General features: G+C 70.5%; 5 protein-coding genes. All 5 read left to right on the top strand.

Annotation, left to right across the window (positions count from 1 at the left end):
* The first annotated feature begins 242 nt into the window (after positions 1-242).
* Complete coding sequence (eno, locus tag BZY54_RS43520; protein ID WP_086730882.1) at positions 243-1,550, top strand: phosphopyruvate hydratase; 1,308 nt, start codon at positions 243-245, stop codon at positions 1,548-1,550.
* Between the two features lie 233 nt (positions 1,551-1,783).
* Positions 1,784-2,254 (top strand): FtsB family cell division protein, encoded by a 471-nt coding sequence (locus BZY54_RS43515; protein WP_086730881.1) that lies wholly within the window; start codon positions 1,784-1,786, stop codon positions 2,252-2,254.
* A 26-nt stretch (positions 2,255-2,280) separates the two neighbouring features.
* Complete coding sequence (locus BZY54_RS43510) at positions 2,281-2,829, top strand: DUF501 domain-containing protein (RefSeq protein ID WP_086730880.1); 549 nt, start codon at positions 2,281-2,283, stop codon at positions 2,827-2,829.
* Entirely contained in the window at positions 2,826-3,767 is a 942-nt protein-coding gene (locus BZY54_RS43505) for a Ppx/GppA phosphatase family protein (RefSeq protein ID WP_086730879.1), read from the top strand. Before BZY54_RS43510 ends, BZY54_RS43505 begins: the two co-directional genes overlap by 4 nt.
* Before the next feature lie 585 nt (positions 3,768-4,352).
* The coding region (locus BZY54_RS43500; RefSeq protein WP_086730883.1) for an NAD(P)/FAD-dependent oxidoreductase at positions 4,353-5,381 on the top strand (1,029 nt) is incomplete at its 3' end.

Below are 5,381 nucleotides of genomic sequence, written 5' to 3'. Positions count from 1 at the left end.
GAAGAAAAAGCCCCGCCCCGGTGCGTGTTCCCCCGTACGCGCCGGGGCGGGGCTTTTTCTTCACCTGCCGTTCCCGGCCTCTTCGCCCGTCTCCTCCCCACCCCTTTGTTCCGGGGTGGAACAATGTGTACCGTCACCCTGTCCACGGGACGGTCGGTCGGCCGACCGGAGGCCCGGGACGGTTAGGCTCTAGTCGCAAGGCTCACAAGCCCCGCACTTCCAGCGTCACATCCAAGAAGGAGATGCTCGTGCCGTCCATCGACGTCGTCGTAGCCCGGGAAATCCTGGACTCCCGAGGCAACCCCACGGTCGAGGTCGAGGTCGGCCTCGACGACGGCAGCACGGGTCGTGCCGCCGTTCCGTCCGGCGCCTCCACCGGCGCCTTCGAGGCCATCGAGCTCCGCGACGGGGACCCCAACCGCTACCAGGGCAAGGGTGTCGAGAAGGCCGTCCTCGCCGTCATCGAGCAGATCGGCCCGGAGCTCGTCGGTTACGACGCCACCGAGCAGCGCCTGATCGACCAGGCCATGTTCGACCTGGACGCCACCGACAACAAGGGCTCGCTCGGCGCCAACGCCATCCTCGGCGTCTCACTCGCCGTCGCCCACGCCGCCTCCGAGGCCTCCGACCTCCCCCTCTTCCGCTACCTGGGCGGCCCGAACGCGCACCTGCTGCCGGTGCCGATGATGAACATCCTGAACGGCGGCTCGCACGCCGACTCCAACGTGGACATCCAGGAGTTCATGATCGCCCCGATCGGCGCGGAGTCCTTCTCCGAGGCCCTGCGCTGGGGTGCCGAGGTCTACCACACCCTGAAGAAGGTCCTGAAGAGCAAGGGCCTTTCCACCGGCCTGGGCGACGAGGGCGGCTTCGCCCCGAACCTCGAGTCCAACCGCGCCGCCCTCGACCTGATCCTCGAGGCGATCAAGGAGGCCGGCTACATCGCCGGTGAGCAGATCGCCCTCGCGCTCGACGTCGCCGCCTCCGAGTTCTACAAGGACGGCAAGTACCTCTTCGAGGGCAAGGAGCGCTCCGCCGCCGAGATGACGGAGTACTACGAGGAGCTCGTCGCGGCCTACCCGCTCGTCTCCATCGAGGACCCGCTGTTCGAGGACGACTGGGCCGGCTGGAAGGTCATCACCGACCGCCTCGGCGACAAGGTGCAGCTCGTCGGTGACGACCTGTTCGTCACCAACCCCGAGCGCCTGGCCCGCGGCATCGAGGAGGGCACCGCCAACGCCCTGCTGGTGAAGGTCAATCAGATCGGTTCGCTGACCGAGACGCTGGACGCCGTCGAGCTGGCCCAGCGCAACGGGTTCAAGTGCATGATGTCCCACCGCTCCGGCGAGACCGAGGACGTCACCATCGCCGACCTGGCCGTCGCCACCAACTGCGGCCAGATCAAGACCGGTGCCCCCGCCCGCTCCGAGCGCGTCGCCAAGTACAACCAGCTGCTGCGCATCGAGGAGATCCTCGACGACGCCGCCGTGTACGCCGGCCGCAGCGCGTTCCCGCGCTTCCGGGGCCACGTCGAGGTCTCCAAGGGCTGACCTCCACCGGGCTGGGGTCTTCCGGACGAGAGGCCCCAAGTCTTAGCCAGTCGTCCGTACGTCCCCGTACCCGGTCCCGTACCGTGTCCGGGGACGTACGCACGTGTGAACGGGCACGAACGGCATGAACGGGAGGCGGGGACGATGGCCGTGCTGCGCTGTCCCGGGGAACGAACCCCGGACCCCCGGCCAGGGCCGGAGGCGGCCGACGCAGTGAGACGAGGTGAGACGCAGTGACCGGCCGGGACCGGTTCTCCACCGCGACCAGGCTCAGGCTGCTCGGCGAGCAGACCGCGGCCCGCGTCTACCGCTCGCAGACCAGACGGCAGGCCCGCCGCTCCCGGCTCACCGGCCGTGCCGCGCTGCTCGCGCTCGTGGTCTGCTCCCTGGTGGTCGCCCTGGCCTACCCGATGCGGCAGTACGTCTCCCAGCGCGCCGACATCGCCGACCTCAAGCGGCAGAAGCGGCAGGCCCAGCAGCGGGTCGAGCAGCTGCGCGACCTGAAGGCGCGCTGGCAGGACGACGCCTACGCCGAACAGCAGATCCGGCAGCGGCTGCACTACGTGCTGCCCGGGGAGACCGGCTACATCGTGGTCGACCCGGGGACGGCCAGGAAGTCCCGCGCCGACCAGGGGACGGCCCGCCACCCCTGGTACACCAACGTCTGGTACGGGGTCGACAAGTCCGACGCCGGCCACCAGTGAACCGACAGAGAGATCTCCCCACAGGCATGGAAACACCCCCGCCGACCACCCCGCGCACCGAACCCACCGACGCGGACGTCGAGGCCTTCAAGCAGCAGCTCGGGCGGCCGCCGCGCGGGCTGCGCGCCATCGCGCACCGCTGCCCCTGCGGGCAGCCGGACGTCGTGGAGACGGCCCCCCGGCTGCCCGACGGCACGCCTTTCCCGACGCTGTACTACCTGACCTGCCCGCGGGCCGCGTCGGCGATCGGCACCCTGGAGGCCGACGGCGTGATGAAGGAGATGACGGAGCGGCTGGCGACCGACCCGGAGCTCGCGGCGGCGTACCGGGCCGCGCACGAGGACTACATCCGGCGCCGGGACGAGATCGAGGAGCTGACCGGCTTCCCGAGTGCCGGCGGCATGCCCGACCGGGTCAAGTGCCTGCACGTCCTGGTCGCCCACTCGCTGGCGGCCGGGCCGGGCGTGAACCCGCTCGGCGACGAGGCGATCGCGATGCTGCCCGAGTGGTGGCGCAAGGGCCCGTGCGTGACGGTGCCGAACGAGTCCGGTACGACCGAGGAGGACGCCAAGTGACCCGGGTCGCCGCCATCGACTGCGGTACGAACTCCATCCGCCTGCTCGTCGCGGACGCGAACCCGGAAACGGGCGAACTCGTCGACCTGGAGCGCCGTATGACGATCGTGCGGCTCGGTCAGGGCGTCGACCGCACCGGCCGGCTCGCGCCCGAGGCGCTGGAGCGCACCTTCGCGGCCTGCCGTGAGTACGCGCAGGTGATCAAGGAGTACGGCGCCGAGCGGCTGCGTTTCGTGGCCACCTCCGCGTCCCGGGACGCGGAGAACCGGGACGAGTTCGTGCGCGGGGTGGTGGACATCCTCGGCGTCGAGCCCGAGGTGATCACCGGCGACCAGGAGGCGGAGTTCTCGTTCACGGGTGCGACGAAGGAACTGACGGAGCATGACCACCTGGCCAGGCCCTTCCTGGTGGTCGACATCGGCGGCGGCTCCACGGAGTTCGTCGTGGGCGACGACCACGTGCGGGCGGCGCGCTCGGTGGACGTGGGCTGCGTCCGCATGACCGAGCGTCACCTGCTCCGGGACGGCGTGGTGAGCGACCCGCCCACCGACGGTCAGATCGCGGCGATAAGGGCCGACATCGACGCGGCGCTGGACATCGCCGAGGAGACGGTCCCGCTGCGCGAGGCGCGCACCCTGGTGGGCCTGGCGGGATCGGTGACCACCGTGTCGGCGATCGCGCAGGACCTGCCCGAGTACGACTCGGCGCGCATCCACCACTCCCGGGTCCCCCACGACCGCGTGCGCGAGATCACCGACCGGCTGCTGCGCTCCACGCACGCCGAGCGGGCGGCGATCCCGTCCATGCACCCCGGCCGCGTCGACGTGATCGGCGCGGGCTCCCTGGTCCTGCTGGCGATCATGGAGCGCATCGGCGCGGAGGAGGTCGTGGTCAGCGAACACGACATCCTCGACGGCATCGCGTGGTCGGTGGCCTAGACATCAGGGCGTGTGCCCCGCCTTCCGGTGCCGGGGTCGGCGAGCGGGTGCCCGGCACCGGCGAGTTCCGCGACGGCGGCCGTGCGACGGGAGGCATAGGCGCGGCGGCCCGCGGGGCGCCCTGCGGGCCGGGGCCGAAAGGGGTGGCGCGAGTCGGCGGCGTCCCCTGTATGCTACCGCTCGGTAACATCGCTTGAGCAGGAACGACGCCGTATGAGCGCGGCCGGTCGGCGGTCGGGTGACGTCTCGTCGGGAAACTTCGTGAAGTTCTTCACAAGGAATTCGGTCCGGGAGGCGCGTCCGGGGGCCTCCGATGGTCCCTTCGGGCGCTCCGCGGGCTCCTGGGCGCGATCGGGAGGGTCTTGGCGCGGGACTCCGCAAGGGCCGGACGGGACCTCGCTTCGGGTCCCGTGAGGGCTCGGAGTGGCAGCTCACGCGGCCTTGACAACGGTCGTTACCGGGCGCCGACCCCCTTCCGGAGCCATGACTTCCGTAACGCGGGTCGCGGAGTTTAGCACAGGCCCTGAAGGAGCTTGTGAAGGGGCGCACGAGCCACCCCCCTGGGACAGGTGGATACTCGATGCCATGAGCACCACGGAGCGTCCCAGGATCCTCGTAGTAGGCGGTGGGTACGTAGGCCTGTACGCAGCTCGGCGCATTCTGAAGAAGATGCGCTACGGAGAGGCGACCGTCACGGTCGTCGACCCCCGGTCGTACATGACCTACCAGCCCTTCCTCCCCGAAGCCGCCGCCGGCAGCATCTCCCCTCGGCACGTCGTCGTCCCGCTGCGACGCGTGCTGCCGAAGGCGGAGGTCCTCACCGGCCGGGTCACCACCATCGACCAGGACCGCAAGGTCGCCACGATCGCCCCGCTGGTGGGCGAGGCGTACGAGCTGCCGTTCGACTACCTGGTCATCGCCATGGGCGCGGTCTCCCGCACCTTCCCGATCCCCGGCCTCGCCGAGCAGGGCATCGGCATGAAGGGCATCGAGGAGTCCATCGGCCTGCGCAACCACGTCCTCGAGCAGCTGGACAAGGCCGACTCCACCACGGACGAGGAGATCCGCCGCAAGGCGCTCACCTTCGTCTTCATCGGCGGCGGCTTCGCCGGCGCCGAGACCATCGGTGAGGTCGAGGACATGGCCCGGGACGCGGCCAAGTACTACAAGAACGTCGCGCGCGAGGACATGCGCTTCATCCTCGTCGACGCCGCCGACAAGATCCTTCCCGAGGTCGGCCCCAAGCTCGGCCAGTACGGCAAGGAGCACCTGGAGAGCCGCGGCGTCGAGATCTACCTGTCCACCTCCATGGACTCCTGCGTCGACGGCCACGTGGTGCTCAAGAACGGCCTCGAGGTCGACTCCAACACGATCGTGTGGACGGCCGGCGTCAAGCCGAACCCGGCCCTCGCCCGCTTCGGTCTCCCGCTCGGCCCGCGCGGCCACGTGGACACCGCGGCCACGCTCCAGGTGCAGGGCACGGACTACATCTGGGCCGCCGGCGACAACGCCCAGGTGCCGGACCTCGTCGGCCGCAAGGCGGGCAACGAGAACGCCTGGTGCCCGCCGAACGCCCAGCACGCGCTGCGCCAGGCCAAGGTCCTCGGCGACAAC

This window comes from Streptomyces carpinensis (genome assembly GCF_002154505.1).
Lineage (GTDB): Bacteria > Actinomycetota > Actinomycetes > Streptomycetales > Streptomycetaceae > Streptomyces > Streptomyces carpinensis.
The sequence above is the reverse complement of the archived record's forward strand: the minus strand, read 5'-3'. Positions and strand labels throughout refer to the sequence as shown.